Annotated in this window: 25 protein-coding genes; 16 read left to right on the forward strand and 9 right to left on the reverse strand. The window is 67.1% G+C overall.

Going from position 1 to position 22,985, the window contains the following annotated elements:
• Window positions 1–22: 22 nt before the first annotated feature.
• Window positions 23–730 carry a response regulator transcription factor gene (locus E0E05_RS01500; protein WP_039724068.1) on the reverse strand — a complete coding sequence of 236 codons (708 nt, stop codon included), beginning with the start codon at window positions 728–730 and terminating at the stop codon, window positions 23–25.
• Window positions 731–1,101: 371 nt separating this feature from the next.
• Between E0E05_RS01500 and E0E05_RS01505 the strand changes: the two genes are divergently transcribed.
• The 5 genes from E0E05_RS01505 (at window position 1,102) to E0E05_RS01525 (ending at window position 5,683) form a co-directional block, all read left to right on the forward strand.
• Complete coding sequence (locus E0E05_RS01505) at window positions 1,102–2,712, forward strand: phosphoenolpyruvate carboxykinase (RefSeq protein WP_131615086.1); 1,611 nt, start codon at window positions 1,102–1,104, stop codon at window positions 2,710–2,712.
• Between the two features lie 94 nt (window positions 2,713–2,806).
• Window positions 2,807–3,496 carry a nitroreductase family protein gene (locus tag E0E05_RS01510; RefSeq protein WP_131615087.1) on the forward strand — a complete coding sequence of 230 codons (690 nt, stop codon included), beginning with the start codon at window positions 2,807–2,809 and terminating at the stop codon, window positions 3,494–3,496.
• Complete coding sequence (gene arfB / locus E0E05_RS01515) at window positions 3,486–3,923, forward strand: alternative ribosome rescue aminoacyl-tRNA hydrolase ArfB (RefSeq protein WP_131615089.1); 438 nt, start codon at window positions 3,486–3,488, stop codon at window positions 3,921–3,923. The genes E0E05_RS01510 and arfB overlap by 11 nt, the downstream gene beginning before the upstream one ends.
• Window positions 3,924–4,017: 94 nt before the next feature.
• On the forward strand, window positions 4,018–4,527 hold the full coding sequence (gene lysM / locus E0E05_RS01520) for a peptidoglycan-binding protein LysM (RefSeq protein ID WP_131615090.1): 510 nt from the start codon (window positions 4,018–4,020) through the stop codon (window positions 4,525–4,527).
• 160 nt (window positions 4,528–4,687) lie between these two features.
• Window positions 4,688–5,683 carry a complex I NDUFA9 subunit family protein gene (locus E0E05_RS01525; protein WP_131615091.1) on the forward strand — a complete coding sequence of 332 codons (996 nt, stop codon included), beginning with the start codon at window positions 4,688–4,690 and terminating at the stop codon, window positions 5,681–5,683.
• Between the two features lie 39 nt (window positions 5,684–5,722).
• Here the strand turns inward: E0E05_RS01525 and E0E05_RS01530 are convergent, their stop codons facing one another.
• A complete protein-coding gene (locus E0E05_RS01530) occupies window positions 5,723–6,448 on the reverse strand; it encodes a sulfate transporter family protein (protein WP_131617847.1) in 726 nt (241 codons plus the stop codon).
• 101 nt (window positions 6,449–6,549) lie between these two features.
• Here E0E05_RS01530 and E0E05_RS01535 point away from each other — a divergent pair, with 101 nt between their 5' ends.
• Window positions 6,550–7,551, forward strand: a complete 1,002-nt coding sequence (locus E0E05_RS01535; protein WP_131615092.1) for an adenosine kinase — start codon at window positions 6,550–6,552, stop codon at window positions 7,549–7,551.
• Here E0E05_RS01535 and grpE read toward each other — a convergent pair whose 3' ends face one another.
• A complete protein-coding gene (gene grpE / locus E0E05_RS01540) occupies window positions 7,552–8,322 on the reverse strand; it encodes a nucleotide exchange factor GrpE (protein WP_131615093.1) in 771 nt (256 codons plus the stop codon).
• Window positions 8,323–8,406: 84 nt separating this feature from the next.
• Window positions 8,407–9,489 (reverse strand): heat-inducible transcriptional repressor HrcA, encoded by a 1,083-nt coding sequence (gene hrcA / locus E0E05_RS01545; protein ID WP_131617848.1) that lies wholly within the window; start codon window positions 9,487–9,489, stop codon window positions 8,407–8,409.
• A 124-nt stretch (window positions 9,490–9,613) separates the two neighbouring features.
• Between hrcA and rph the strand changes: the two genes are divergently transcribed.
• The 8 genes from rph to E0E05_RS01585 all read left to right on the forward strand — a co-directional run bounded on the left by rph (window position 9,614) and on the right by E0E05_RS01585 (window position 16,528).
• Window positions 9,614–10,336, forward strand: coding sequence for a ribonuclease PH (gene rph, locus E0E05_RS01550; RefSeq protein WP_131615094.1), 723 nt, complete (start codon window positions 9,614–9,616; stop codon window positions 10,334–10,336).
• Between the two features lie 8 nt (window positions 10,337–10,344).
• Window positions 10,345–10,755 carry a VOC family protein gene (locus E0E05_RS01555; RefSeq protein WP_131615095.1) on the forward strand — a complete coding sequence of 137 codons (411 nt, stop codon included), beginning with the start codon at window positions 10,345–10,347 and terminating at the stop codon, window positions 10,753–10,755.
• Window positions 10,752–11,399, forward strand: coding sequence for an RdgB/HAM1 family non-canonical purine NTP pyrophosphatase (gene rdgB / locus E0E05_RS01560; RefSeq protein ID WP_131615096.1), 648 nt, complete (start codon window positions 10,752–10,754; stop codon window positions 11,397–11,399). The genes E0E05_RS01555 and rdgB overlap by 4 nt, the downstream gene beginning before the upstream one ends.
• The gene (hemW, locus tag E0E05_RS01565; protein ID WP_131615097.1) at window positions 11,377–12,579 is read left to right on the forward strand and encodes a radical SAM family heme chaperone HemW; all 1,203 of its coding nucleotides are present in this window, start codon (window positions 11,377–11,379) and stop codon (window positions 12,577–12,579) included. Before rdgB ends, hemW begins: the two co-directional genes overlap by 23 nt.
• Complete coding sequence (gene rsmI / locus E0E05_RS01570; RefSeq protein ID WP_131615098.1) at window positions 12,579–13,466, forward strand: 16S rRNA (cytidine(1402)-2'-O)-methyltransferase; 888 nt, start codon at window positions 12,579–12,581, stop codon at window positions 13,464–13,466. Before hemW ends, rsmI begins: the two co-directional genes overlap by 1 nt.
• 7 nt (window positions 13,467–13,473) lie before the next feature.
• Window positions 13,474–13,830: a YraN family protein gene (locus tag E0E05_RS01575; protein WP_244597871.1), complete on the forward strand. Its 357-nt coding sequence runs from the start codon at window positions 13,474–13,476 to the stop codon at window positions 13,828–13,830.
• 60 nt (window positions 13,831–13,890) lie between these two features.
• A complete protein-coding gene (gshB, locus tag E0E05_RS01580; RefSeq protein ID WP_131615100.1) occupies window positions 13,891–14,835 on the forward strand; it encodes a glutathione synthase in 945 nt (314 codons plus the stop codon).
• 160 nt (window positions 14,836–14,995) lie between these two features.
• The gene (locus tag E0E05_RS01585) at window positions 14,996–16,528 is read left to right on the forward strand and encodes a YifB family Mg chelatase-like AAA ATPase (protein WP_131615101.1); all 1,533 of its coding nucleotides are present in this window, start codon (window positions 14,996–14,998) and stop codon (window positions 16,526–16,528) included.
• 39 nt (window positions 16,529–16,567) lie between these two features.
• Here the strand turns inward: E0E05_RS01585 and dut are convergent, their stop codons facing one another.
• Both dut and E0E05_RS01595 read right to left on the reverse strand, forming a co-directional pair.
• Window positions 16,568–17,029 (reverse strand): dUTP diphosphatase, encoded by a 462-nt coding sequence (gene dut, locus E0E05_RS01590; protein WP_131615102.1) that lies wholly within the window; start codon window positions 17,027–17,029, stop codon window positions 16,568–16,570.
• Window positions 17,030–17,131: 102 nt separating this feature from the next.
• Window positions 17,132–17,437 (reverse strand): DUF6958 family protein, encoded by a 306-nt coding sequence (locus E0E05_RS01595; protein ID WP_131615103.1) that lies wholly within the window; start codon window positions 17,435–17,437, stop codon window positions 17,132–17,134.
• A 96-nt stretch (window positions 17,438–17,533) separates the two neighbouring features.
• On the opposite strand from E0E05_RS01595, the gene E0E05_RS01600 reads away from it, so the two are divergent.
• Window positions 17,534–19,129, forward strand: coding sequence for a peptide chain release factor 3 (locus E0E05_RS01600; protein WP_131615104.1), 1,596 nt, complete (start codon window positions 17,534–17,536; stop codon window positions 19,127–19,129).
• Between the two features lie 6 nt (window positions 19,130–19,135).
• On the opposite strand, the gene E0E05_RS01605 is transcribed toward E0E05_RS01600, so the two are convergent.
• Together E0E05_RS01605 and E0E05_RS01610 are read right to left on the reverse strand one after the other, a co-directional pair.
• On the reverse strand, window positions 19,136–19,477 hold the full coding sequence (locus E0E05_RS01605; protein WP_131615105.1) for a MarR family winged helix-turn-helix transcriptional regulator: 342 nt from the start codon (window positions 19,475–19,477) through the stop codon (window positions 19,136–19,138).
• A gap of 104 nt (window positions 19,478–19,581) precedes the next feature.
• Window positions 19,582–20,751: an Acg family FMN-binding oxidoreductase gene (locus tag E0E05_RS01610; protein WP_210215742.1), complete on the reverse strand. Its 1,170-nt coding sequence runs from the start codon at window positions 20,749–20,751 to the stop codon at window positions 19,582–19,584.
• Between the two features lie 313 nt (window positions 20,752–21,064).
• On the opposite strand from E0E05_RS01610, the gene E0E05_RS01615 reads away from it, so the two are divergent.
• A complete protein-coding gene (locus tag E0E05_RS01615; protein ID WP_131615106.1) occupies window positions 21,065–21,724 on the forward strand; it encodes a peroxiredoxin in 660 nt (219 codons plus the stop codon).
• Window positions 21,725–22,044: 320 nt separating this feature from the next.
• Here E0E05_RS01615 and E0E05_RS01620 read toward each other — a convergent pair whose 3' ends face one another.
• Window positions 22,045–22,962, reverse strand: a complete 918-nt coding sequence (locus tag E0E05_RS01620) for a pirin family protein (protein WP_131615107.1) — start codon at window positions 22,960–22,962, stop codon at window positions 22,045–22,047.
• Window positions 22,963–22,985 lie beyond the last annotated feature (23 nt).

Below are 22,985 nucleotides of genomic sequence, written 5' to 3' on the forward strand. Positions count from 1 at the left end.
GGCCGCCGGCCCCGCCGCGCCCTCAGGCGGCCTCGCGGAACCGGTAGCCGACGCCGTAAAGCGTCTCGATCATGTCGAAGTCGGTATCTGCGGCCTTGAACTTCTTGCGCAGCCGCTTGATGTGGCTGTCGATCGTGCGGTCGTCCACATAGACCTGGTCGTCATAGGCCGCATCCATCAGCGCGTCCCGGCTCTTCACCACGCCCGGGCGCTGCGCGAGCGAGAAAAGGATCAGGAACTCGGTCACCGTCAGCGTCACCGGCTTGTCCTTCCAGGTGCAGGTGTGCCGTTCCTGGTCAAGCACGAGATTGCCGCGCACGAGCGTGGTGGCGGCACCGGCGCCGCCCGGCTTGACGGCGATCTCGCGCGCCGCCGTGCGCCGCAGGATCGCCCGCACGCGCTCGATCAGCAGGCGCTGCGAGAACGGCTTGGTGATGAAGTCGTCGGCGCCCATCTTCAGGCCGAACAGTTCGTCGATCTCGTCGTCCTTGGAGGTCAGGAAGATCACCGGCAGGTCCGATTTCTGGCGCAGCCGGCGCAGCAGTTCCATGCCGTCCATGCGCGGCATCTTGATGTCGAAGATGGCAAGGTTGGGCGGCTTGCCCAGAAGCCCGTCCAGCGCCGAGGCGCCATCGGTATAGGTTTCGACACGAAAGCCTTCAGCCTCGAGCGCGATGGAGACCGAAGTCAGGATGTTGCGATCGTCATCGACAAGCGCAATCGTCTGCATTCCGAAATTCTCCCCCGACATGAGCTGTCCCTTCCGTTCTTGCCCGGTATTTGGTGACGGAAGGCTTTCTGCGCAAACAGGGGACAAAATGTGGCATGAAAGCGCGGCGGTGTCATCGCCGCACGCCCGCGTCCCGCTTGCGGCGGCGCCCGAGGCGGAACGGCGCGATTCGCCAATTCGTTAGCCGGCATGGTAAATCAGCGGTTAATAACCACTGAATCTAAAACGTTTGAAACGATTTTCAAATCTTTAAAACGATTAATCGTTTGAGATTGTTTGCCTATTCTGTTTCACGCTCCGGACCCGCTCGCGATGAGGCGATCGGCCCGCCCGCGGGGCGGCATGCAAACCGAAACGGACCGGTGGCGATCATGAAAACACACGGCGTATTCAATACGGCTCAGGGATTGGAAAGAAACGGCATCGCGGGCGCGACGGCCGCCTATTACAACCTCACCGAGCCGCAGCTTTATGAATACGCCCTGTCGCGCGGCGAGGCCGAAATGGCCGCAGGCGGCGCGCTTGTCGCCCGCACCGGCGAGCACACCGGACGGTCCGCCAAGGACAAGTTCATCGTCCGCGACGGCGTGGTCGACGAGCAGATCTGGTGGGACGGCAACAAGGCGATGTCCGCCGACGCGTTCGAGCGCCTCTACACCGACATGCTGGCGGCGACCAACGGCAGGGAACTGTTCGTCCAGGATCTGACCGGCGGCGCCGATCCGAACCACGCCATCGGCGTGCGCGTGATCACCGAAAAGGCCTGGCATTCGCTGTTCATTCGCAACCTGCTGATACGGCCCGAGCGCGCCGCGCTGAAATCGTTCGTTCCGCAGATGACGATCATCGACCTGCCCTCGTTCACGGCCGATCCCGTCAAGCACGGTTGCCGCGGCGAGACGGTGATCGCGGTCGACCTGACCCGTATGATCGTGCTGATCGGCGGCACCTCCTATGCGGGCGAGATGAAGAAGTCGGTCTTCACCGCGCTCAACTACATCCTGCCGCAAAAGCGCGTCATGCCGATGCACTGTTCGGCCAATGTCGGCCCGGACGGCGACGCGGCCGTGTTCTTCGGCCTGTCGGGCACCGGTAAGACGACCCTTTCGGCCGACCCGGCGCGTACGCTGATCGGCGATGACGAGCACGGCTGGGGCCCCGAGGGCATCTTCAACTTCGAGGGCGGCTGCTATGCCAAGACGATCCGGCTGAGCGCCGAGGCGGAGCCCGAGATCCACGCAACCACCCAGCGCTTCGGCACGGTGCTCGAAAACGTCATCCTCGACGCGGAGCGGCGGCCCGACTTCGACAATGGTGCGCTGACCGAGAACACGCGCTGCGCCTATCCGCTGCATTTCATTCCCAATGCCAGCGACACCGGCCGGGCCGGGCATCCCAGGAACATCGTGATGCTGACCGCCGACGCGTTCGGCGTCATGCCGCCGATCGCACAGCTCACGCCAGCGCAGGCCATGTACCACTTCCTGTCGGGCTACACCGCCAAGGTCGCCGGCACCGAAAAGGGCGTCACCGAGCCCGAGGCGACGTTCTCGACCTGCTTCGGCGCGCCGTTCATGCCGCGTCATCCGTCCGAATACGGCAACCTGCTGCGCGAACTGATCGCCAGGCACGGCGTCAAGTGCTGGCTGGTCAACACCGGCTGGACCGGTGGCGCCTATGGCGTCGGCGAACGCATGCCGATCCGGGCGACGCGCGCCCTGCTGAAGGCGGCGCTCGACGGCACGCTCGACGATGCCGAATATCGCACCGATCCCAATTTCGGCTTCGCTGTCCCGATCGCCGTGGACGGTGTCGACAGCACGATCCTCGATCCGCGCTCGACCTGGGCCGACAAGGCCGCCTACGACGAACAGGCGCGCCGGCTCGCCTCCATGTTCCGCGACAATTTCGACCGGTTCGCCGACCATGTCGATCTCGAGGTGATGGACGCCGCACCCGTTTTTCTTGAAGCCGCCGAATAGGGCGGCCGACCACCATCGGGTTCAGGGGCGCGTCCGCGAGGCGCGCCCTGTTCATTTTCGGGCGCGATTGTGCATTCTGGCCGCGGAGGCCGCCATGACCCAACGCGCACAACCACAGCTCGTCCCGCTCGACTTCATCGCCCGAACGCCGCCGGAGACGGCCGAACGCGCGACCGCCTTCGCCGATCTGATGGCGCGCCGGCGCACCGTGCGCGACTTTTCCGACCGCCCGGTACCCCGCGCCGTGATCGCCGACTGCCTGCGGACGGCGGCGAGCGCCCCCTCGGGCGCCAACCAGCAGCCTTGGCATTTCGTCGCGATCGGGGATCCGGCAACCAAGGCGCGCATTCGCGCAGCGGCCGAGGCCGAGGAGCGGGCGTTCTATGGCGGCCGCGCCGGCGACGAATGGCTGACGGCGCTCGCCCCGCTCGGAACCGACGCGCACAAGCCGTTCCTTGAAACCGCGCCATGGTTGATCGTCATCTTCGCCCAGCGTCACGGCGTCGGCCCGGACGGGGAGCGAATCAAGCACTACTACGTGCCCGAATCGGTCGGCATCGCCACCGGCCTGCTGATCGCCGCACTGCATAATGCCGGCCTCGCCACGCTCACCCATACGCCCTCGCCGATGGGTTTTCTCAGCGACATCTGCGGCCGCCCCGCCAACGAAAAGCCGGTCATCCTGCTCGTCGCCGGCTATCCCGCGCAGGGCGCCGTCGTGCCGGCCATCCACCGCAAGCCGTTCGAGGCGGTCGCTAGCTGGATCGAGGCCGATGGGCGTTGATCCGCTGCGCCTCGGCAACGGTCGCGAGGTCCCGGCCTGGACGCTGACCGAAGCGTTCGTGCAGTCCGCCGGGCCCGGCGGCCAGAACGTCAACAAGGTGGCGACCGCGGTGCAATTGCGCTTTCAGGCCAAGGGGTCGGGCGTCTTCACCGACAGCCAGTATGCCCGCCTGATGCGGCTTGCCGGCAAGCGCGGCACCAAGGCGGGCGAGGTCGTCATCGAGGCGAGCCGGTACCGCACCCAGGAGCGTAACCGGCAGGATGCGCGCGACCGGCTCGCGGCCCTCATAGAGAAGGCCCTGGCGCCGCCTCCGCCGCCGCGCAAGCGCACGCGGCCGACGCGCGGCTCGGTTGAGCGGCGCCTGAAGGCCAAGGCCGGTCGCGGCCAGATCAAGAAGTTGCGCGGACCGGTCGAGGACGAGCAGTAGTGTTCGTGGACCGCGACGCGGCCCGAAACCACTTTGAATTGTCATCTGACCGGTGCAAGACTGCCCCGTCCAACCATGACGAGGAGATGGGGCCATGGGTTTTTTCGATTTCATGAAGGGTGCTGGCAAGCGGCTGGGCTTCGGCAACAGCGACGAGGAGAACGCCGAGGCGCTGAAGACGGAGCTCGATTCGCACAATCTGGGCACCGAGGCCGTGACGGTCGAGGTCAAGGGTGATACCGCGATCGTCAAGGGCGCGGTTGCCGATCAGGCCGCCTTCGAAAAGGCGATCGTCGCGATCGGCAACACCGACGGCATCGCCAAGGTGCAGGCCGACGATCTGCGGGTGGTGGCGCCCGAAAGCGGGCTGAAGCTCGACGCGAACGCGGACATGAACGCGATCATCGCGGCGGCCACTCCGCCGGCCGAACCGAAGTTCCACACGGTCGAAAGCGGCGACACGCTCTGGGCGATCGCCGAAAAGGCCTATGGCAATGGTTCGAAGTATGAGGCGATCTTCGAGGCCAACCGCCCGATGCTGTCGCATCCCGACAAGATCTATCCTGGCCAGGTCTTGCGCATTCCCGATCTGGACGCGGCCTGATCGGTCCGCCGGCGCGTCCGGGGCGGCCTGCCGGTCGCCCCGAACCCGGGCCGGTGCGTCCAATGACCCTCTTTTCGCCCGCCGGCAAAAGCAATAGAGAGCACGCAACCGATCAAGGCCGGCCGCCGGCCGGTCCAATTTGCGTGCGGAGAGCGAACCGATGACGACATTGTCCGACCAGCCCAAGGTGATCACCGTATTCGGCGGTTCGGGGTTTCTGGGTCGCCACGTCACGCGGGCGCTGGCCAAGCGCGGTTACCGGGTGCGCGCGGCCGTGCGCCGGCCCGATCTTGCGTTTCACCTGCAGCCGCTCGGCGATGTCGGCCAGATCGCCGCCATCCAGGCCAATCTGCGGCACAAATGGTCCGTCGAGCGCGCCGTCGAGGGCGCCGATGCGGCAATCAACCTTGTCGGCATCCTGGCCGAGCGGGGCAAGCAGGGGTTCGACACGGTGCAGGCCTATGGCGCGCGCTACGTCGCCGAGGAATGCGAGGACGCCGGCATTCCGCTCGTCCACGTCTCGGCGATCGGCGCCGACCCGGACAGCCCGTCCGGCTACGCAAGATCGAAGGCGCGCGGCGAGGACTGGGTGCGGCAGACGCTCGGCGAGCGCGCGGTCATCATGCGCCCGTCGATCGTGTTCGGGCCGGAGGATGATTTCTTCAACCAGTTCGCGGCGATGGCGCGCTATTCGCCGGCATTGCCGCTGATCGGTGGCGGCGAGACCAGGTTCCAGCCGGTCTATGTGGGCGACGTCGCCGAGGCGATCGCGCGCGGCATAGACGGGCGGCTGAAGGGCGGAACGACCTACGAACTCGGCGGTCCGGAGGTCATGACGTTCCGCAGATGCCTCGAGGAGATGCTCGAGGTGATCGAGCGCAAGCGTGCCCTGATCTCGATCCCCTGGTGGGCCGCCTCCATGCAGGGGCGCTTCTTCCAGATGCTGCCCGGCAAGCCGCTGATCACCGAGGACCAGGTCCGGCTTCTCAGGCAGGACAACGTCGTCTCGCAGGCGGCCATCGACGAGGGCCGCACGCTCGAGGAGATCGGCGTCAAGGCCGCGTCCGTCGAAGCGATCCTGCCGACCTATCTGTGGCGGTTCCGGGTGAGCGGACAGTTCCGCAAGCAGCACGAACCGCAGGACGCCGAGGGCTGAACCGCCACTCGGGCGTCTTCTTCCGGCAAAGCGGTGGCCTCAGGCCGCGGTCGCCGAGCGCGCTTCCCTGTCTGCGATCGCCTTGTGCAGATGCACCATCAGCGCCGCGCCGAACAGCGGCGTCATCAGGTTGACGATCGGAATGGCCATGAACCCGGCGATCAGCAGCCCGGCCATGATCACCGTGCCCGAATTTTTCGAGCGAAGCGCATTTGCGTCCGCCTCGCCCGCAAAACGCATCGCGGCGAACTGGAAGTATTCGCGGCCGAGCAGATAGGCGTTCACCGCAAGGAACGCGATCAGATTGATGCCGGGGACCAGCAGCAGGATCAGCGCCAAAAGGTTGCCGGCGACCACCACGCCGAAGAACTTGATGCCCAGCACGATCGATCGGCCGAGCGGCAGCGGCGCGCCGGTCGGTTCGCCCGGATAGTCCTGCCGCTCGATATGCTCGGCGACGTCGTCGAGGAAGATGCCGGCGATCACGGCGCTGACCGGTCCGATCAGGAAGGCAAGGCCCACGGCCAGCGCGATGCCGGCGGCGATCGCGGCGACCAGACCGACGGTCCCGGTCCAGTCGGGCAGGGCGAAGCCGGAGACGAAGGCCTCGAAATAGGGCAGCGCCGCCCATTCGACGGCATAGCGGACCGCGAACCAGATCGCGATCAGGCCGACGAGCGTCAGACCGATCGATTTCCACAGGACCTGGCGAAGGGCCGGGTCCAGCAGTTCGCCGAGTGCCTTGCGTGCCGATGCGATGACCATGGCGGGCAGATGGGGGCACGGGGCCGGCGATGCAACAAGCACTCCGCCTTCCAATCGTCGGCGCGGCACGTTAAAGCCGGTCCGACCAACCGGGACGGATCATGAGCCAGTACGACGTTCTTTGCATCGGCAACGCGATTGTCGACATCATCGCACGCGCCGAGGACGCTTTCCTGCGCGAGAACAACATCATCAGGGGCGCGATGAACCTCATCGACGCCGAGCGCGCCGAACTCCTCTACGACCGGATGGGTCCGGCCGTGGAGACGTCCGGCGGCAGTGCCGGCAACACGGCGGCCGGCGTCGCAAGCCTCGGCGGCACGGCGGCCTTCTTCGGCAAGGTGTCCGACGATGCCCTGGGCGACATTTACCGGCACGATATCCGCGCCCAGGGCGTTGCCTTCGACACGCCCGCGCTCAATGGCCATCCGCCGACCGCGCGGTCGATGATCTTCGTCACGCCCGACGGCGAGCGTTCGATGAACACCTATCTGGGCGCCTGCGTCGAACTGGGGCCGGAGGATGTCGAGGAAGAAAAGGCGGCCGGCGCCAAGGTGACCTATTTCGAGGGCTATCTGTGGGATCCGCCGCGCGCCAAGACGGCGATCCGCGAAACCGCGCGCATCGCCCATGAGAACGGCCGCGAAGTGGCGATGACGCTGTCGGACCCGTTCTGCGTGGACCGCTATCGCGAGGAGTTTCTCGACCTGATGCGTTCGGGCACGGTCGACATCGTGTTCGCCAACGAGGAAGAGGCCAAGTCGCTCTACCAGACCGCCGACCTCGAAACGGCGCGCGAGGCGCTGGCCGCCGACTGCAAGATCGCCATCGTCACCCGGTCCGAGAAGGGCTCGATGATCATCAATGGCGATGGGACCCATATTCCGATCGACGCCGACCCGGTCGACAATCTGGTCGACACGACCGGCGCCGGCGATCTCTACGCGGCCGGCTTCCTTTACGGCTACACCAACGGCATGGACATGCAGGCCTGCGGCCGGCTGGGCTCGCTCGCCGCTTCGATCATCATCCAGCAGATCGGCCCGCGCGCGCAGGTCTCGCTGCGCCAGGCGGCGATCGACGCGGGCCTAATCAGGTCCTGATCAGGCGTCGCGTTCGGCCTGTTCGTTGGGCGGACCGGGCTCGGCGTCGGGTGGCGTTTCGGCCGGTTGCTTGGGGCCGCCCTTGGCGATACCGACCATCGCCGGGCGCAGCACCCGATCGCCGATCGAGTAGCCGGCCTGCACCACCTGCACGACCGTGCCGTTCGGCACGTCCGGGTTCGGCACCTCGAACATCGCCTGATGGAAGTTCGGATCGAACTTCTCGCCCTCGGGCGCGAGCTGCCTGACGCCGTGGCGCTCCATGGTCGACAGCATCGACTTTTCGGTCAGTTCGACACCTTCGAGCAGGTTCTTGAGCGCCGGATCGGCGTTCTGCCGCTGCTCGTCCGTCACCGCCTCGATGGCGCGGCGCAGATTGTCGGTCACGCCCAGCATGTCGCGGGCAAAGCCGGCGATCGCGAAATTCTTGGCGTCGGCGACCTCGCGCTGCGTGCGCTTGCGCAGGTTCTCCATGTCGGCGGCCAGCCGCAGCAGCCGTTCCTTCATGTCGGTGTTTTCGGCCTGGATCGCCTCGATTTCCTCGGCGATGGCCGAGCCAGCCACGCCGCTTTCGGCCGATTCATAGTCGAAATGCTCGCCGTCCTGGTCGGCCTCGAATTCCGCATAGGCGTCGGCGTCTTCGGCCGCCGCGCGCCGGCGTGCGGCGCGGTCGGCCTTCAGCAGGTCGTCGGCGGCCTTGCGCAGGCTCTCGCGGCTGGCGGGATTGACGTCGGGGCCGGCATCGTCCGGCTTGCGATCATTGTCAGCCATTCATCCTGTCCATCGGTTCGGGAAAGCGTTTCGGCCGCGATATCGAGTTTGCCGGGGCAAAAATCAACCCCGGCGGGCGGCGCTTCACTCGCGCTCGATGATGCGCGAGACCAGTTGGGCTGTGTAGTCGACCATCGGCACGATGCGCGCATAGTTCAGCCGCGTCGGGCCCAGAACGCCGAGCGCGCCGACCACGCGGCGGTTGCCGTCCCGGTAGGGCGCGACGACGAGCGAGGAGCCCGACAGCGAGAAAAGCCGGTTCTCCGAGCCGATGAAGATGCGCACGCCCGACCCCGATTCGGCCATGTCGAGCACCGAGATGATCTCTTCCTTGCGCTCGAGATCGTCGAGCAGCATCTTGGTGCGCTCGATCTCCTCGGCATCGGTGAGGTTTTCGAGAAGGTTCGCCCGCCCGCGCACGATCAGCTGTCGCGGCTGCCCGTCATTGGCGCCCGACCAGACCGCAAGACCCCGCTCGACCAGGCTGGCGCTGAGTTCGTTCAGTTCGGCGCGGACCTCGCGGCGCTTGGCGTTGATGGCGTCACGCGCACCGGCAAGCGTCTGGCCGCGCGCATGGTGATTGAGGAAGTTGGCTGCCTCGGCCAGTTGCGAGGCGGTCATGCCGGCAGGCAGGTCGATGACCCGGTTTTCGACATCGCCCGATTCCCAGACCAGTACGGCGAGCGCCTTGGTCTCCTCGAGCCGGACGAATTCGATGTGCTTGAGCGCCCCGTCGCGTTTGGCGGCCAGCACCAGTCCGGCCCCGTTCGAGACGCGGCTGAGCATCTGGCTGGCTTCGGTCAGCAACTGCTCGGTGTGCGGATGGCCCTCGCCGGCGCCGAGCTGGCTTTCGATCAGCATGCGTTCCTCGTCGCTGACCTCGCCGGTGTCCATGAACGCGTCGACGAAGAACCGCAGACCCTGTTCGGTCGGCAGCCGGCCGGCCGAAACGTGCGGCGAATAGATCAGCCCGAGCGTTTCGAGATCGCTCATCACGTTGCGCACCGAAGCCGGCGACAGCGAGGTCGGCAGCATCTTCGACAGGTTGCGCGAGCCGACCGGCTCGCCCTCGATCAGATAGCTCTCGACGATGCGCCGGAAGATGTCGCGCGAACGCTCGTCGAGCTTGTCGTCGAGATCAGCGTGTTTGGCGGTGATCGGCGTCATGGGCAAGGGGCGGCACCTGTGGTCACCCAGATATATTGCAGCGCCACGCGGCGGAAAAGAGGCGCTTTCGCGCGGCGGCGAAACCGTCTAAACGGGCGCCGACCCTCGAACCGAAGGACTTTCCATGCCCCGTCCCTCCGGGCGAATGCCCGACCAGATGCGCGCCGTCTCGCTTGAGCGCGGCGTCGCCAAGCACGCCGAAGGCTCCTGCCTCGTCAGGTTCGGCGACACCCACGTCCTGTGCACCGCCAGCCTCGAGGAGCGCGTGCCGCCATGGCTGCGCAATGCCGGCCGCGGCTGGGTGACCGCCGAATACGGCATGCTGCCGCGCGCCACCGGCGAGCGCATGCGGCGCGAGGCGAGCGCTGGCAAGCAGGGTGGGCGCACGCTCGAGATCCAGCGCCTGATCGGCCGGTCGATGCGCGCCGTGGTCGATCTCGAGGCGCTCGGCGAACGCCAGATCACCGTCGACTGCGACGTCATCCAGGCCGATGGCGGCACCCGCACCGCCGCCATCACCGGCGGCTGGGTGGCTCTGCACGACTGCCTCGACTGGATGCATTCGCGCCAGATGGCCTCCAAGACGCGCGTCTTGAAGGACCATGTCGCCGCCGTCTCGTGCGGCATCTTCAAGGGCGAGGCGGTCGCCGATCTCGATTATGACGAGGACAGCGCCGCCGAGACCGATGCCAATTTCGTCATGACCGGTTCGGGCGGCATCGTCGAGGTGCAGGGCACCGCCGAGGGCGAGCCGTTCTCGCGGGCCCAGTTCGACGCGCTGTTCGGCCTGGCCGAAAAGGCGATCGCCGATCTGGTCGACCTGCAGAAGCAGGCGATAGGCGGCTGAAGAAAGCCATGCAGCCCGATGGGATCCTCGAAACGGCGCTCTATGCCGACGATCTGGCGGCGGCGAAGGCCTTCTATGGCACGGTGATCGGCCTTACGGTGATCACCGAGGTCGCCGGCCGGCATGTGTTCTTTCGCTGCGGCGACGGCGTCCTGTTGCTGTTCGATCCCGCCGCGACGGCACAGCCGCCGTCCGATCCGTCCATGCCGGTGCCGCCGCACGGCGCGCACGGGCCGGGCCATGCCTGCTTTCGCGTCGCCGGCGACGCGCTCGATGGCTGGCGTGATCATCTCGAAGAGGCGGGCATCGCCATCGAGGCCGATTTCCGCTGGCCGAACGGCGCGCGCTCGCTCTACTTCCGCGATCCGGCCGGCAACAGTCTTGAAATCTCCGAACCCAAGCTGTGGGGCCTTGCATGACGCGCCGTCTCGAACCGGGCCGGCTCGTGCTCGCCACCCACAATGACGGCAAGCTGCGCGAGATGCGCGGCCTGATCGGCCCGTTCGGTTTCGACGTGGTCTCGGCGGGCGAACTGGGCCTTGCCGAGCCCGACGAGGATGGCACGACCTTCGAGCAGAACGCCCGCACCAAGGCGATGGCCGCCATGCAGGCTTCCGGCCTGCCCGCGCTCGCCGACGACAGCGGCATCTGCGTCGAGGCGCTCGACGGTGCCCCCGGCGTCTACACCGCCGACTGGGCCGAGACCGGCAATGGCCGCGACTTCATGATGGCGATGCGCACCGTCGAGGAAAAACTGCAGGCGGCCGGCGCGACCGCGCCCGACGAGCGTCGTGCCGCCTTCGTCGCCGTCCTGTGCCTGGCCTTTCCGGACGGCCATTGCGAATTCTTCCGCGGCGAGGCGCCCGGTCACCTGGTCTGGCCGCCGCGCGGCGATCTTGGCTTCGGCTACGATCCGGTGTTCGTGCCCGACGGGCACGACCGCACCTTCGGCGAGATGACCGCCGACGAGAAACATGGCTGGACGCCGGGCGACGCCGAGGCCTTGTCGCATCGCGCCCGGGCCTTCAGACTGTTTGCCCATGACTGTCTGGGCGTCACCTGAAGACGCGGCCCGCGCGACCATCAATGGCGATGATGGCGCGCCGGGTTTCGGCGTCTATCTGCACTGGCCGTTCTGCGCGGCCAAATGCCCCTATTGCGACTTCAATTCCCACGTCCGGCACGGGCCGGTGGATCAGGCCGACTTCGCCGCCGCCTACGTCGCCGAAATCGCGCATATGCGCGCGCTGACCGGTCCGCGCACCGTCACCTCGATCTTCATCGGCGGCGGCACGCCCTCGCTGATGGCGCCCGAAACGGTCGATACGCTGCTGGAGGCGGTGGCGCGAAGCTGGTCCGTGCCGGCCGGCGTCGAGATCACCATGGAGGCCAACCCGCAGTCGGCCGACGCGGACCGTTTTGCCGGCTATCGGTCGGCGGGCGTCAACCGGCTGTCGCTCGGCGTTCAGGCGCTCGACGACGCCGATCTGCGCTTTCTGGGCCGGCTGCACGATGTCGCCGAAGCCCGCGCGGCGATCGACCTGGCCCGCCGGACCTTCCCGCGCCTGTCCTTCGATCTGATCTATGCAAGGCCCGGTCAGACGCCTGAGGCCTGGGAAGGCGAACTGCGCCAGGCCATCGCGCTCGCCGCCGATCATCTGTCGCTCTACCAACTCACCATTGAGGATGGCACGCCGTTCAGGACGCTGCACGATGCCGGCCGCATCGCCATGCCCGATGGCGATCTGGCGGGCGATCTCTATGCGCTGACCCAGGACGTGACGGCCGCCGCCGGTTTGCCGGCTTATGAAATATCGAACCATGCCGTGCCGGGCGCCGAGAGCCGGCACAATCTGACCTATTGGCGCTATGGCGACAATGCCGGCATCGGCCCCGGGGCGCATGGCCGGTTCGACGCCGATGGGGCAAGGCGCGTCACCATCACCGAGCCGCACCCCGAAACCTGGCTGGGCCGGATTGCCGAGCACGGGCACGGCATCGCCGAGACCGAGACGCTCCTCGCCGATGCACAAGCTGACGAGATGCTGATGATGGGGCTGAGGCTTGTGGAGGGTCTCGATCTCGCCCGCTACGAAACGCTCGGCGGTGGGCCACTCCCGGCCGACAAGCTGCAGGCGATGATCGATCTGGGCATGGTCGAACGGCTCGGCAATGCGCGCATCCGCGCGACGGCGCGCGGGCGCATGGTGCTCGACGCGATCATCGCGGAACTGGCGCGCTGATGGCCGGAACGTTCACGATCGCCGGCCATGCAATCGAGGCGCCGCCGCTCGAACCCGGACTTTACTTGGTGGCGACGCCCATCGGCAATCTGCGCGACATCACCATCCGCGCGCTCGAAACGCTTGCCGCCTGCGACTTGCTTGCCTGCGAGGACACGCGCATCACTCGGCGTCTCCTTGACCGCTATGCGATCGCCCAGAAGTCGGTCGCCTATCACGAGCACAACGCCGCCGAGGCCGGACCGAGACTGCTGGCCGCGCTCGGGGAAGGGCAGGCCGTTGCGCTCGTCTCTGATGCCGGAACGCCGCTCGTCTCCGATCCGGGCTATCGGCTGGTGGGGGAGGCGCTCGCCGCCGGCCACCGCGCCATCCCGATCCCAGGGCCCTCGGCGGTGCTGGCCGGTCTCGCCGCCTCGGGCCTGCCGACGGACGATTTCCGTTTCATCGGCTTTTTGCCGGCAAAGGACAAGGCGCGCCGCGACCGTCTTGCCGGCCTTGCCGACGTGCGATCCACGCTAATCGCGTTCGAATCTCCGCACCGGCTCGCCGCGACGCTGCGCGCCATTGCCGATCTGTGCGGACCGGACCGGCCGGTCTGCGTCGCGCGCGAACTGACCAAGCGGTTCGAGACGGTGGTCACGGGGCCCGCCGGGGAAATGGCCGGCCGGTTCGGGGAAGGCGCGGTCAAGGGCGAGATCGTCGTGATGATCGCACCGGCGCCAGAAGGGCAGACGGTTCCGGACGCCGCCGACATCGACGCCCTGCTGAAGACGCTGCTTGCCGACATGCCGGCCGCCAGGGCGGCCCGCGAGGCTTCGCGCACCACCGGCCTGCCCCGTGCCGATCTCTACAATCGGCTGCTTGCGATGAAGAAGGCCGATGGTTGAGCGCGGCATGGCCGACCGTCGCCGGGCCGAGCGGCGCGGCCAGCGCGGCGAAAGGCGTGCCGCCTGGGCGTTGCGGCTGAAGGGCTTTCGCATCGTCGCCCGGCGCTACCGCTGCAAGGCCGGCGAGATCGACCTGATCGTCCGGCGCGGCGATCTCGTCTTGATCGTCGAGGTCAAGGCGCGCCCCTCGATCGGCGAAGCGATGGACGCGGTGACGCCGGCCGCGCAGCGCCGCATCATCGCCGCCGCCGACCACTGGCTTGCGCGCCAGCCCGATCACGGCCGGCTGAACCTTCGCTTCGATCTGGTCGCGATCGTGCCCGGACGCTGGCCGATCCACGTGCCGGCGCTGTTCACCGCCTGAACCCGATTGATTTTCGGCCCGCCAGCGGCCACTTAGCCACCACCGAAGAGAGGAACGACCATGGCGCTCAAAGTCGCTGTCCAGATGGACCACATCTCCACCATCGCGATCGCCGGCGACACCACCTTCGCGCTGTGTCTTGAGGCGCAGGCGCGGGGCCATGCGCTCTACCACTATACGCCCGACCGCCTGTCGATGCGTGGCGATGCGGTCAGCGCCCGGCTCGAGCCGCTGACCGTTCGCGACGAAGAAGGCGACCATTTCACCCTGGGGCCCGCCACGCCGACCGATCTTTCGGAGATGGACGTGGTGCTGCTGCGCCAGGATCCGCCGTTCGACATGAACTACATCACCACCACGCACATGCTCGAGCGCATCCATCCGCAGACGCTGGTTGTCAACGATCCGGCCTGGGTGCGCAACTCGCCCGAAAAGCTGTTCGTGATGGACTATGCGCGCTTCATGCCCGAAACGCTGATCACCAAGGACATCGATGCGATCCGCCGGTTCCGCGACGAATTCGGCGATATCATCCTCAAGCCGCTCTACGGCAATGGCGGCGCCGGCGTCTTCCATCTGCGCGACGGCGACCGCAACCTGACATCGCTGCTGGAAATGTTCGAGCAGCTTTCGAACGAGCCGATCATCGCCCAGCGTTACCTGTCCGAAGTGCGCGGCGGCGACAAGCGCATCATCCTGATCGACGGCGAACCGGTCGGCGCCATCAACCGGGTGCCCGACGAAAGCGACACGCGCTCGAACATGCATGTCGGGGGCAAGGCGCTGGCGACCGATATGACCGACCGGGAGCGCGAGATCTGCGCGGCGATCGGCCCGGCCCTGCGCGAGCGCGGGTTCATCCTGGTCGGCATCGACGTCATCGGCGGGCTGATGACCGAGATCAACGTCACCTCGCCGACCGGCGTGCGCGAGGTCGCAAAGTTCGGGGGCGCCGACATCGCCGCCCTGTTCTGGGATGCGGTCGAAGCGCGCCGCGCCGCCTGACGCAACGTCATTTGCGTTCCGCGCCACAACCCGGCACAACCGGATCACAGCTTTCGCGCGTATTTGTTCTTAGAATGTTCTTTACTTGTTTCGCCAGTTGTGCTTGGTTGTACTGCACAGGGCGGTGGCAGGCCGTCTGAAACAGGGTGAGGGCACGGACATGGTCGCACGGGTCGCCACGGTCGCCTTTCAGGGCATCGACGCGGTGCCGGTCGACGTCCAGGTCATGGTCTCGCCCGGCAAGATGGCCATGCAGATCGTCGGCCTGCCCGACAAGGCGGTGGCCGAAAGCCGCGAGCGCGTCCAGTCGGCGCTGCATGCCTCCGGCCTCGCCATGCCGCCCAAGCGGGTGACGGTCAATCTGGCCCCGGCCGATCTTCCCAAGGAAGGCAGCCATTTCGATCTTCCGATCGCGCTTGGCCTGATGGCTGCGCTCGGCGCCATTCCCTCCGACGCGCTGGCCGGCTTTTCGGTTCTCGGCGAACTGTCGCTCGACGGCACCATCGCGCCGGTCGCCGGCGTGCTGCCGGCGGCGATCGCCGCCAACGCGGCAGGCAAGGGACTGATCTGCCCGGCCGCCTGCGGGTCCGAGGCGGCGTGGGCGGACGAGACCATGCCGATCCTGGCCCCTGTATCACTGGTCGGCCTTGCCAACCACTTTCGCGGCACGCAGGTCCTGTCCCGGCCCCAGGCCGCGATGCGCGCGCCGGCGTCGGGTCTTCCCGACATGGCCGACATCCGCGGGCAGGAGACCGCGCGCCGCGCTCTCGAGGTCGCGGCCGCCGGTGGCCACAACCTGCTGATGGTCGGCCCGCCCGGTTCCGGCAAATCGATGCTGGCCCAGCGCCTGCCCTCGATCCTGCCGCCCCTTTCGGCGCGGGAACTGCTGGACGTGTCGATGATCGCCTCGATCGCAGGCCAGCTGTCGGGCGGAGAACTGACAGACCGGCGCCCGTTCCGCGCCCCGCACCATTCGGCCTCGATGGCCGCCATGGTCGGCGGCGGCCTGCGGGCGCGACCGGGCGAAGTCTCCATGGCGCACAATGGCGTCCTGTTTCTCGACGAGTTTCCCGAATTCGCGCCGGCCGTGCTCGACAGCCTGCGTCAGCCGCTCGAGACGGGCGAATGCGTCATCGCGCGGGCCAATCACCGCGTGTCCTATCCGGCCCGGATCCAGCTCGTCGCGGCGATGAACCCGTGCCGCTGCGGCATGGCCGGTACGCCCGGCCATGTCTGCGCGCGCGGGCCGCGCTGCGTGAGCGACTATCAGGGCCGCATTTCAGGACCGCTGATCGACCGGATCGACCTGCGCGTCGAGGTGCCGGCCGTCATGCCCGGCGACCTGATCCGCAAACGGCCGGGCGAGGCGAGTGCGTCCGTGGCGGCGCGCGTGGCCGAGGCGCGGGCCCGGCAGGCCGCCCGTTATACCGCCTTCGGCGCCGGCGGCGTGACCGTCAACGCCCATTGCCCGACCGGCCTGATCGAGGATGTCGCGGCGGCCGATGATGGCGCGATGCAGCTTCTGGCCGACGCGGCCGACAAGAAGCGCTTTTCGGCGCGCGCCTATCACCGCATTCTCAAGCTGGCCCGCACGCTCGCCGATCTCGACGGCGCCGACGGCGTGTCCCGCATTCATGTGGCCGAGGCGATCTCCTATCGCATCGCCGGCGAGGCGCTGGCGGTTGCTGCCTGAGCGACGGCGCGCGTTTCGTTTTCGCCGGCCAGACCCAGCTCAGCCGGTTCCCGTCGAGCCGAACCCGCCGGCGCCGCGCCTTGTTGCCTCCGGCGCTTCGGAGACTTCCACGATCGTTGCGCGCACGACTGGCGCGATGACGATCTGCGCGATGCGCATGCCGCGCGTGACCGCGAACGCTTCGGTGCCGAAATTGACGAGCAGCACCTTCACCTCGCCGCGATAATCGCTGTCGATCGTGCCGGGCGTGTTCAGGCAGGTCACCCCGTGCTTTGCCGCAAGCCCGGAGCGCGGCCGAACCTGCGCCTCGAAGCCGTCCGGTATCGCCATCACGAAACCGGTCGGCACCAGCACGCGGGCGCCCGGCGCGATCATCAGCGGCGTCTCCGCGTCGATGGCCGCGCGCACATCCATGCCGGCGGCGCCTTCCGTCGCGTAGGCGGGAAGATCGAGCCCCTCGGCGTGGGCAAGGCGCAACAATGAGATCGACGGCGTGTCCATGGCCGGGTGATGGGCTGGCGGCGGGCCGAAATCAACGCCGTTGGACGGTTCGTGCCCGCAATCCACCGCTACGGTGTGGCCACCCCCATGCCGCCTTGTCGCTCAGTCGGCGCCGGTCCCGGTGCGCCAGAAGCGCAAGGGCGAAGAGGCGCTGCGCGCCATCAGGCCGCGGGCCTCCAGATCGAGCTGCACGGTCTTGGCCCACCATCCCGCCGTCTTCCCGCCCGGAAACAGCGCCTCGGGCAGATGCGGTTTGGCCGCTTCCCTGACTTCCTTGCCGGTCAGGCCCGGCGGCCCGTCCGGCAGGATCGTCAGCATCGCGGCGCGCATGGCCTCGTACTTCGCGCGATCGACCCGTTCGGTCCGACCGGGTACGTTGACGTTGCGCACTTCGACCTTGTCGGCCATGACCTGCCTCCCCGCTTTCAGAAGGCGGCCATCGTGCCACGATTGACAGTCCATTGGCAGCCTGCCACACACCGCGCCATTCACGGAACCTCCGGCATGGCAAACACGCTCGAAACCGAGGTCGCCCGGCGGCGCACCTTCGCGATCATCTCCCACCCGGACGCGGGCAAGACGACACTGACCGAAAAGCTGCTGCTGTTCGGCGGCGCCATCCAGCTTGCCGGCGAGGTAAAGGCCAAGAAGAACCGCACCCAGTCGCGCTCGGACTGGATGAAGATCGAGCGCGAGCGCGGCATCTCGGTCGTCACCTCGGTGATGACGTTCGAATATGGCGGCAATATCTACAATTTGCTGGATACGCCCGGCCATGAGGACTTCGCCGACGACACCTACCGCACGCTGACCGCGGTCGACAGCGCGATCATGGTGATCGACGCCGCGCGCGGCATCGAGCCGCGCACGCTGAAGCTGTTCGAGGTGTGCCGACTGCGCGACATCCCGATCATCACCTTCGTCAACAAGATGGACCGCGAGAGCCGCGATCCGTTCGAGATCCTGGACGAGGTGGAGGAGAAACTGGCGCTCGACACGGCGCCGGTCACCTGGCCGATCGGCCGCGCCAGGACGTTCGCCGGAACCCACCATCTGGCGCAGAACGCGGTGCGCCGCGCCGATACCGAGGTCGAGCGAACCCCGGTCAATGGCCCCGAGGCTGAAAGCGCCGCCGGCCTGTTGCCCGAAAACGAGCGCGAAGCGTTCATCGAGGAGGTGAACCTCGCCCGCGAGGCCTGCCGCCCGTTTGACCGGGAGGCCTATCTGGAAGGCCATCTGACGCCGGTCTTCTTCGGGTCGGCGCTGCGCAATTATGGCGTCCGCGACCTCATCGACGCGCTTGCCGCCCATGCGCCCCGCCCCCGCGCGCAGGAGGCCGACACGCGCCGCGTCGAAGCCTCCGAGCCGGGCATGACCGCGTTCGTCTTCAAGATCCAGGCCAACATGGACCCCAACCACCGCGACCGGATCGCCTTCGCCCGCGTCTGCTCGGGCACGCTTTCGCGCGGCATGAAGGCAAAGCTGGTGCGCACGGGCAAGGCGGTGACCCTGTCGGCGCCGCAGTTCTTCTTCGCCCACCAGCGCCAGACCGCCGACAGCGCCTATGCGGGCGATGTGGTCGGCATTCCGAACCACGGCACGCTGCGCATCGGCGACACGTTGACCGACGGCGAGGCGCTGGTCTTCCGCGGCGTGCCGAACTTCGCCCCGGAGATCCTGCGCCGGGTGCGCCTGATGGACGCGATGAAGGGCAAGAAACTGTCCGAGGCGCTCGGCCAGATGGCCGAGGAGGGCGTCGTCCAGCTCTTCATTCCCGAAGACGGCTCGCCCTCGATCGTCGGCGTGGTCGGCGCGCTGCAGCTCGACGTGCTCAAGGCGCGGCTCGAGGCCGAGTACGCGCTGCCGGTCGACTTCGAGACGGCGCGTTTTTCGGTCTGCCGGTGGATCTCGTCCGACGATCGCGCCGCGCTCGAAGGCTTCCTTGCAAAGCATCGCAGCGCCATTGCCCGCGACCTCGATGGCGATCCGGTGTTCCTGGCCGAGAACGGCTTTTCGCTGAACTATGAGGCCGAACGCGCGCCCGCGATCACCTTCGAGGCGGTCAAGGACTATCAGGTCACGGCCAGGAAGGCGGCCTGACACAGCTCATCGGTTCTCGTCGAGCCGCTTGCGAATGGCCTGCAGGTGCGGCAGGGCGGCGGCGAGGTGATCGAGCGTCTGCGGGTCGAAGACCTGCCGGACCATGGCTTCCACCGCGCCGATCGCGTCGTTGCGGAATCGGCGGCCGTCCTCGGTCAGGAACACCCGCTTGGAGCGCGCGTCGCGTTCGTTCGCCGCAAGCCGGATGAAGCCGCGCCGGTCGAGCAGCGCCAGCGTATGGCTCATCGTGGCGCGCGTGACCTGGAAGGCCGAGGCCAGTTCGGCCGGCGTGCGACCGTCGCCGAGCCGGACCATGTGGTTGAGCACGGCGAAATGCGACGGGTGCATGCCCTCCGGCAGGACTCGCTGGAAACGCGCCGTACCGAGTTGGTTGATGATGCCGATTTCGTTGAAGAACGCGAACGGGCTCGGCTCTTCGGACGCGGTTTCGGTCAGCTTGCGGTCCTTTCGACGATCCGTGATTCCAGCGGCCAGCGCGGTGTCGGGCCGACTGCCGGTCCATAGCCGATCCGCGCCAGCATTTGAACCGTGCCGCCGTCAGGCGCCAGCCGCCGGTGCACCTGCTGATAGAGTTCGTCCATCTCCTCATATTCCTGCAGGCACTGGCTGAGCGGGTGGAACGCGATGCCCGCGGCCGTCGCGGCGAGGTTCATGCGCACCCAGTCCCGCCCGGCTCCGATCTGGGCCACGCGGTCGTTGGTCCCGGTCACCGTCCAGACGAAACCCATCGAGGTTTCCAGCGGCGCCATGACCGTGGCCATGCCCTGCTGGTAGGCGATGGAGCCGGGGTCGAGCGCCGCCTCGCGCGTGAACAGGCCCAGCGCCTTCATCACTTCCAGCGGCGCCCCCGGCAATTCGATCCCGTCGGGGTTCTCGTTGATCTCACGCTTTCCGATGCGGAACAGGTCGACCGATTCCTTGTAGGTGCGCGGCGTTTCGAACTCGATGGCGAGCGCCTTGCGGCTCATCTCGCGCCAGTATGGCAGATCGGCCGCGTCCACCGTGCCGCCCGCGTTGGTCACGTGACTGCGGGCGGTCAGCATGGTGTCGAGGGCTTCGGCCGGCACCGGGCGTGCCATGTCATGCGCCTCCTTGGCTGAACGGCGCGCAATGACATGGGCGAACAGCGGATCGGCGTTCACGCTCGCATCGGACACGAAGCGCGCAAAGGCGACCGGGGCGCCGGTCAGGCCTTCCGGCGAGGAACCTTCCGGAAACAGGTCGAGGTCGACCCTGTATCCGTCCTGCGCGGCGGCCATCACCATCAGTTCGATGAAGCAGCCCATGCCGATCGTCAGCTGCCGGTCGAACGGATCCGTATGCGGCAACTGCCTTTCCGGGTCGAAGCCGATCGAAACACGGTCGTCACCGACGAGTTCGACGGTCCAGGGCTGGCGATTGTGCGGATTGGGCGCCAGGATCGCGAAGGACAGGGCCCGCATGCGCGGGTCTTCATAGTCCGGCGCCCCGGCGCGATCCCAGGGTTCGAGCGCGTCGGTGGGCGTGCGGGTGAGCGCGAACGCGGTCGCCGATGCGCCCGCGGCGACGACAATGCCGCCACCGGCGAGCATCAGGAATTTTCTGCGGTTCAGGGATGACATGTCAGGCTCCAATAGTTCGATATCGAACCAATATAGTAAGGCATCGAATTAAGCAAGCCGTTTGTCGATCACCGCTCGTCGTCGAGAGAGAAGTTGGAGCGCGTTCCCTTGAACGGCCCTTGGCCGGAACCGTATTCCGCCATCGGGACCTGGCGCGCATCGGCTTGGCTCGCAACGCGCGTCGGTCGGCCTTAGCCTTTCGTCGAGGCCGGCCGGATTTGCCCGTGGCGCCACAGCGCGCCCCTTTTTCCGGCTCCCCGGAATGCCTATTGAAGGGGCATCCGATTTCCACAAACGCAGAAAGGACCGGACCATGGGACTGCGCATCAATGACACCATCCCCGACCTGACCGTCACCACCGACCAGGGCAGCTTCTCGCTGCACGAGTGGATCGGCGATGACTGGGCCATCCTGTTCTCGCACCCGAAGGACTTCACGCCCGTCTGCACGACCGAATTCGGCGCCGTGGCCAAGCTTTCCGACGAGTGGGAAAAGCGCGGCACCAAGGTGATCGGCGTGTCGGTCGACGGCGTCGATGACCACGTCAAGTGGAAGGGCGACATCGAGCAGGTCGCCGGCACCAAGGCGGGCTTTCCGATCATCGCCGATGACGGGCTCGAGGTCTCCAAGGCCTTCGACATGCTTCCCGCCGAAGCCTATCTTCCGGACGGTCGCACGCCCGCCGACAGCGCCACGGTGCGCTCGGTCTTCATCATCGGCCCCGACAAGAAGCTCAAGCTCTCGATGACCTATCCGATGAATGTCGGCCGCAACTTCGCCGAGGTGCTGCGCGCGCTCGACGGGCTGCAGACGGCGGCCAAGCACAATGTGGCGACGCCGGCGGACTGGACGGTCGGCGAGGACGTCATCATTCCGACCGCCGTCAGCGACGCGGACGCCAAGGAGAAGTTCGGCGAGTTCGAGACGGTCCTGCCCTATCTGCGCAAGACCAAGGCTCCCAAGGCGGCCTGACGCGCCGAAAGGACGCTACGTACGAAACGGCCGGCGGAGCGCTCCGCCGGCCGTTTCGTGTTCATTGCCATCGCCTCGTCCTTCGACAGGCTCAGGATGAGGCGAGGTGGACGCGAGTTCGCCGGCAAGCGCCAGTCTGCCCGCGCGGACCGATCAGGTCTGGCAAAACCCCGTAGGGGGCAAGGGCCCCGGTACCCTCATCCTGATCCCGGCGCCGCCAACCCTCAACCTGAGCCAACGCTTCCAAACCCTCATCCTGAGCCAACGCCTGCAAACCCTCATCCTGAGCTTGTCGAAGGACGAGGGCATGCCACCGCCACTCACATCCGCGCCTGTTCTCGGATGAAGTTGCCCGAGCGCAGGTCGTTGAACGCCTGGGCCAGTTCCTCCTGCGTGTTCATCACGATCGGGCCGTGCCAGGCGACCGGCTCCTTGATCGGCTTGCCCGTCACGAGCAGGAAGCGGATGCCCTGTTCGCCGGACTGCACGACAACCTCGTCGCCCGTGTCGAAAACCACGAGCGTTCTGTCGCCGGTCATGTCGCGCAGGTGAATCTCCTCGCCGTTCACTTCCTTTTCGACCAGCACGCCGAACGGTTTGGACGCATCGCGGAACGTGCCCGAGCCCTCGAAGATATAGGCGAACGCCGACCGGTACGTGTCGATCGGCAGCACCTTCCTCTTCAGCGGCGGCACATAGACGTCGAGATATTGCGGATCGGCGGCGATGCCGTCGACGGGGCCGCGCTTACCCCAGAACTCGCCGGTGATCACCCGCACGCGCGTGCCGTCATCATCGATGACCTCGGGAATGTCGGCGCCCGAAATGTCCTGATAGCGCGGCGTCGTCATCTTCTCGCTCGAGGGCAGGTTGGCCCAGAGCTGGAAGCCGTGCATGCGGCCGAACGCGTCGCCCTTCGGCATTTCCTGATGCAGAATGCCCGAGCCTGCGGTCATCCATTGCACCGAGCCCGCGCCGAGCGAGCCGGCATTGCCGAGGCTGTCGGCATGGTCGACCGAACCGGCCAAGACATAGGTGATCGTCTCGATCCCCCGGTGCGGGTGCCAGGGAAAGCCTGCGGCATATCTGTCGGGCGTGTCGTTGCGGAAATCGTCCATCATCAGGAACGGGTCGGTCATCGACGGGTCGCCGAAGCCGAACACACGGTGAAGATGGACGCCGGCGCCTTCCATGGTGGGGGTCGTGCCGGAGACGTGCTTGACGGGACGGATGGACATCGTGGTCAACTCCTTTGTTGGCG

It is taken from the genome of Roseitalea porphyridii, assembly GCF_004331955.1.
Lineage (GTDB): Bacteria > Pseudomonadota > Alphaproteobacteria > Rhizobiales > Rhizobiaceae > Roseitalea > Roseitalea porphyridii.

What these genes read in the sequence shown, in the direction of transcription:
- E0E05_RS01500 (WP_039724068.1), bottom strand. Translation starts at nt 730, where the DNA reads ATGCAGACGATTGCGCTTGTCGATGACGATCGCAACATCCTGACTTCG.
- E0E05_RS01505 (WP_131615086.1), top strand. Translation starts at nt 1,102, where the DNA reads ATGAAAACACACGGCGTATTCAATACGGCTCAGGGATTGGAAAGAAAC.
- E0E05_RS01510 (WP_131615087.1), top strand. Translation starts at nt 2,807, where the DNA reads ATGACCCAACGCGCACAACCACAGCTCGTCCCGCTCGACTTCATCGCC.
- arfB (WP_131615089.1), top strand. Translation starts at nt 3,486, where the DNA reads ATGGGCGTTGATCCGCTGCGCCTCGGCAACGGTCGCGAGGTCCCGGCC.
- lysM (WP_131615090.1), top strand. Translation starts at nt 4,018, where the DNA reads ATGGGTTTTTTCGATTTCATGAAGGGTGCTGGCAAGCGGCTGGGCTTC.
- E0E05_RS01525 (WP_131615091.1), top strand. Translation starts at nt 4,688, where the DNA reads ATGACGACATTGTCCGACCAGCCCAAGGTGATCACCGTATTCGGCGGT.
- E0E05_RS01530 (WP_131617847.1), bottom strand. Translation starts at nt 6,448, where the DNA reads ATGGTCATCGCATCGGCACGCAAGGCACTCGGCGAACTGCTGGACCCG.
- E0E05_RS01535 (WP_131615092.1), top strand. Translation starts at nt 6,550, where the DNA reads ATGAGCCAGTACGACGTTCTTTGCATCGGCAACGCGATTGTCGACATC.
- grpE (WP_131615093.1), bottom strand. Translation starts at nt 8,322, where the DNA reads ATGGCTGACAATGATCGCAAGCCGGACGATGCCGGCCCCGACGTCAAT.
- hrcA (WP_131617848.1), bottom strand. Translation starts at nt 9,489, where the DNA reads ATGACGCCGATCACCGCCAAACACGCTGATCTCGACGACAAGCTCGAC.
- rph (WP_131615094.1), top strand. Translation starts at nt 9,614, where the DNA reads ATGCCCCGTCCCTCCGGGCGAATGCCCGACCAGATGCGCGCCGTCTCG.
- E0E05_RS01555 (WP_131615095.1), top strand. Translation starts at nt 10,345, where the DNA reads ATGCAGCCCGATGGGATCCTCGAAACGGCGCTCTATGCCGACGATCTG.
- rdgB (WP_131615096.1), top strand. Translation starts at nt 10,752, where the DNA reads ATGACGCGCCGTCTCGAACCGGGCCGGCTCGTGCTCGCCACCCACAAT.
- hemW (WP_131615097.1), top strand. Translation starts at nt 11,377, where the DNA reads ATGACTGTCTGGGCGTCACCTGAAGACGCGGCCCGCGCGACCATCAAT.
- rsmI (WP_131615098.1), top strand. Translation starts at nt 12,579, where the DNA reads ATGGCCGGAACGTTCACGATCGCCGGCCATGCAATCGAGGCGCCGCCG.
- E0E05_RS01575 (WP_244597871.1), top strand. Translation starts at nt 13,474, where the DNA reads ATGGCCGACCGTCGCCGGGCCGAGCGGCGCGGCCAGCGCGGCGAAAGG.
- gshB (WP_131615100.1), top strand. Translation starts at nt 13,891, where the DNA reads ATGGCGCTCAAAGTCGCTGTCCAGATGGACCACATCTCCACCATCGCG.
- E0E05_RS01585 (WP_131615101.1), top strand. Translation starts at nt 14,996, where the DNA reads ATGGTCGCACGGGTCGCCACGGTCGCCTTTCAGGGCATCGACGCGGTG.
- dut (WP_131615102.1), bottom strand. Translation starts at nt 17,029, where the DNA reads ATGGACACGCCGTCGATCTCATTGTTGCGCCTTGCCCACGCCGAGGGG.
- E0E05_RS01595 (WP_131615103.1), bottom strand. Translation starts at nt 17,437, where the DNA reads ATGGCCGACAAGGTCGAAGTGCGCAACGTCAACGTACCCGGTCGGACC.
- E0E05_RS01600 (WP_131615104.1), top strand. Translation starts at nt 17,534, where the DNA reads ATGGCAAACACGCTCGAAACCGAGGTCGCCCGGCGGCGCACCTTCGCG.
- E0E05_RS01605 (WP_131615105.1), bottom strand. Translation starts at nt 19,477, where the DNA reads ATGCACCCGTCGCATTTCGCCGTGCTCAACCACATGGTCCGGCTCGGC.
- E0E05_RS01610 (WP_210215742.1), bottom strand. Translation starts at nt 20,751, where the DNA reads ATGTCATCCCTGAACCGCAGAAAATTCCTGATGCTCGCCGGTGGCGGC.
- E0E05_RS01615 (WP_131615106.1), top strand. Translation starts at nt 21,065, where the DNA reads ATGGGACTGCGCATCAATGACACCATCCCCGACCTGACCGTCACCACC.
- E0E05_RS01620 (WP_131615107.1), bottom strand. Translation starts at nt 22,962, where the DNA reads ATGTCCATCCGTCCCGTCAAGCACGTCTCCGGCACGACCCCCACCATG.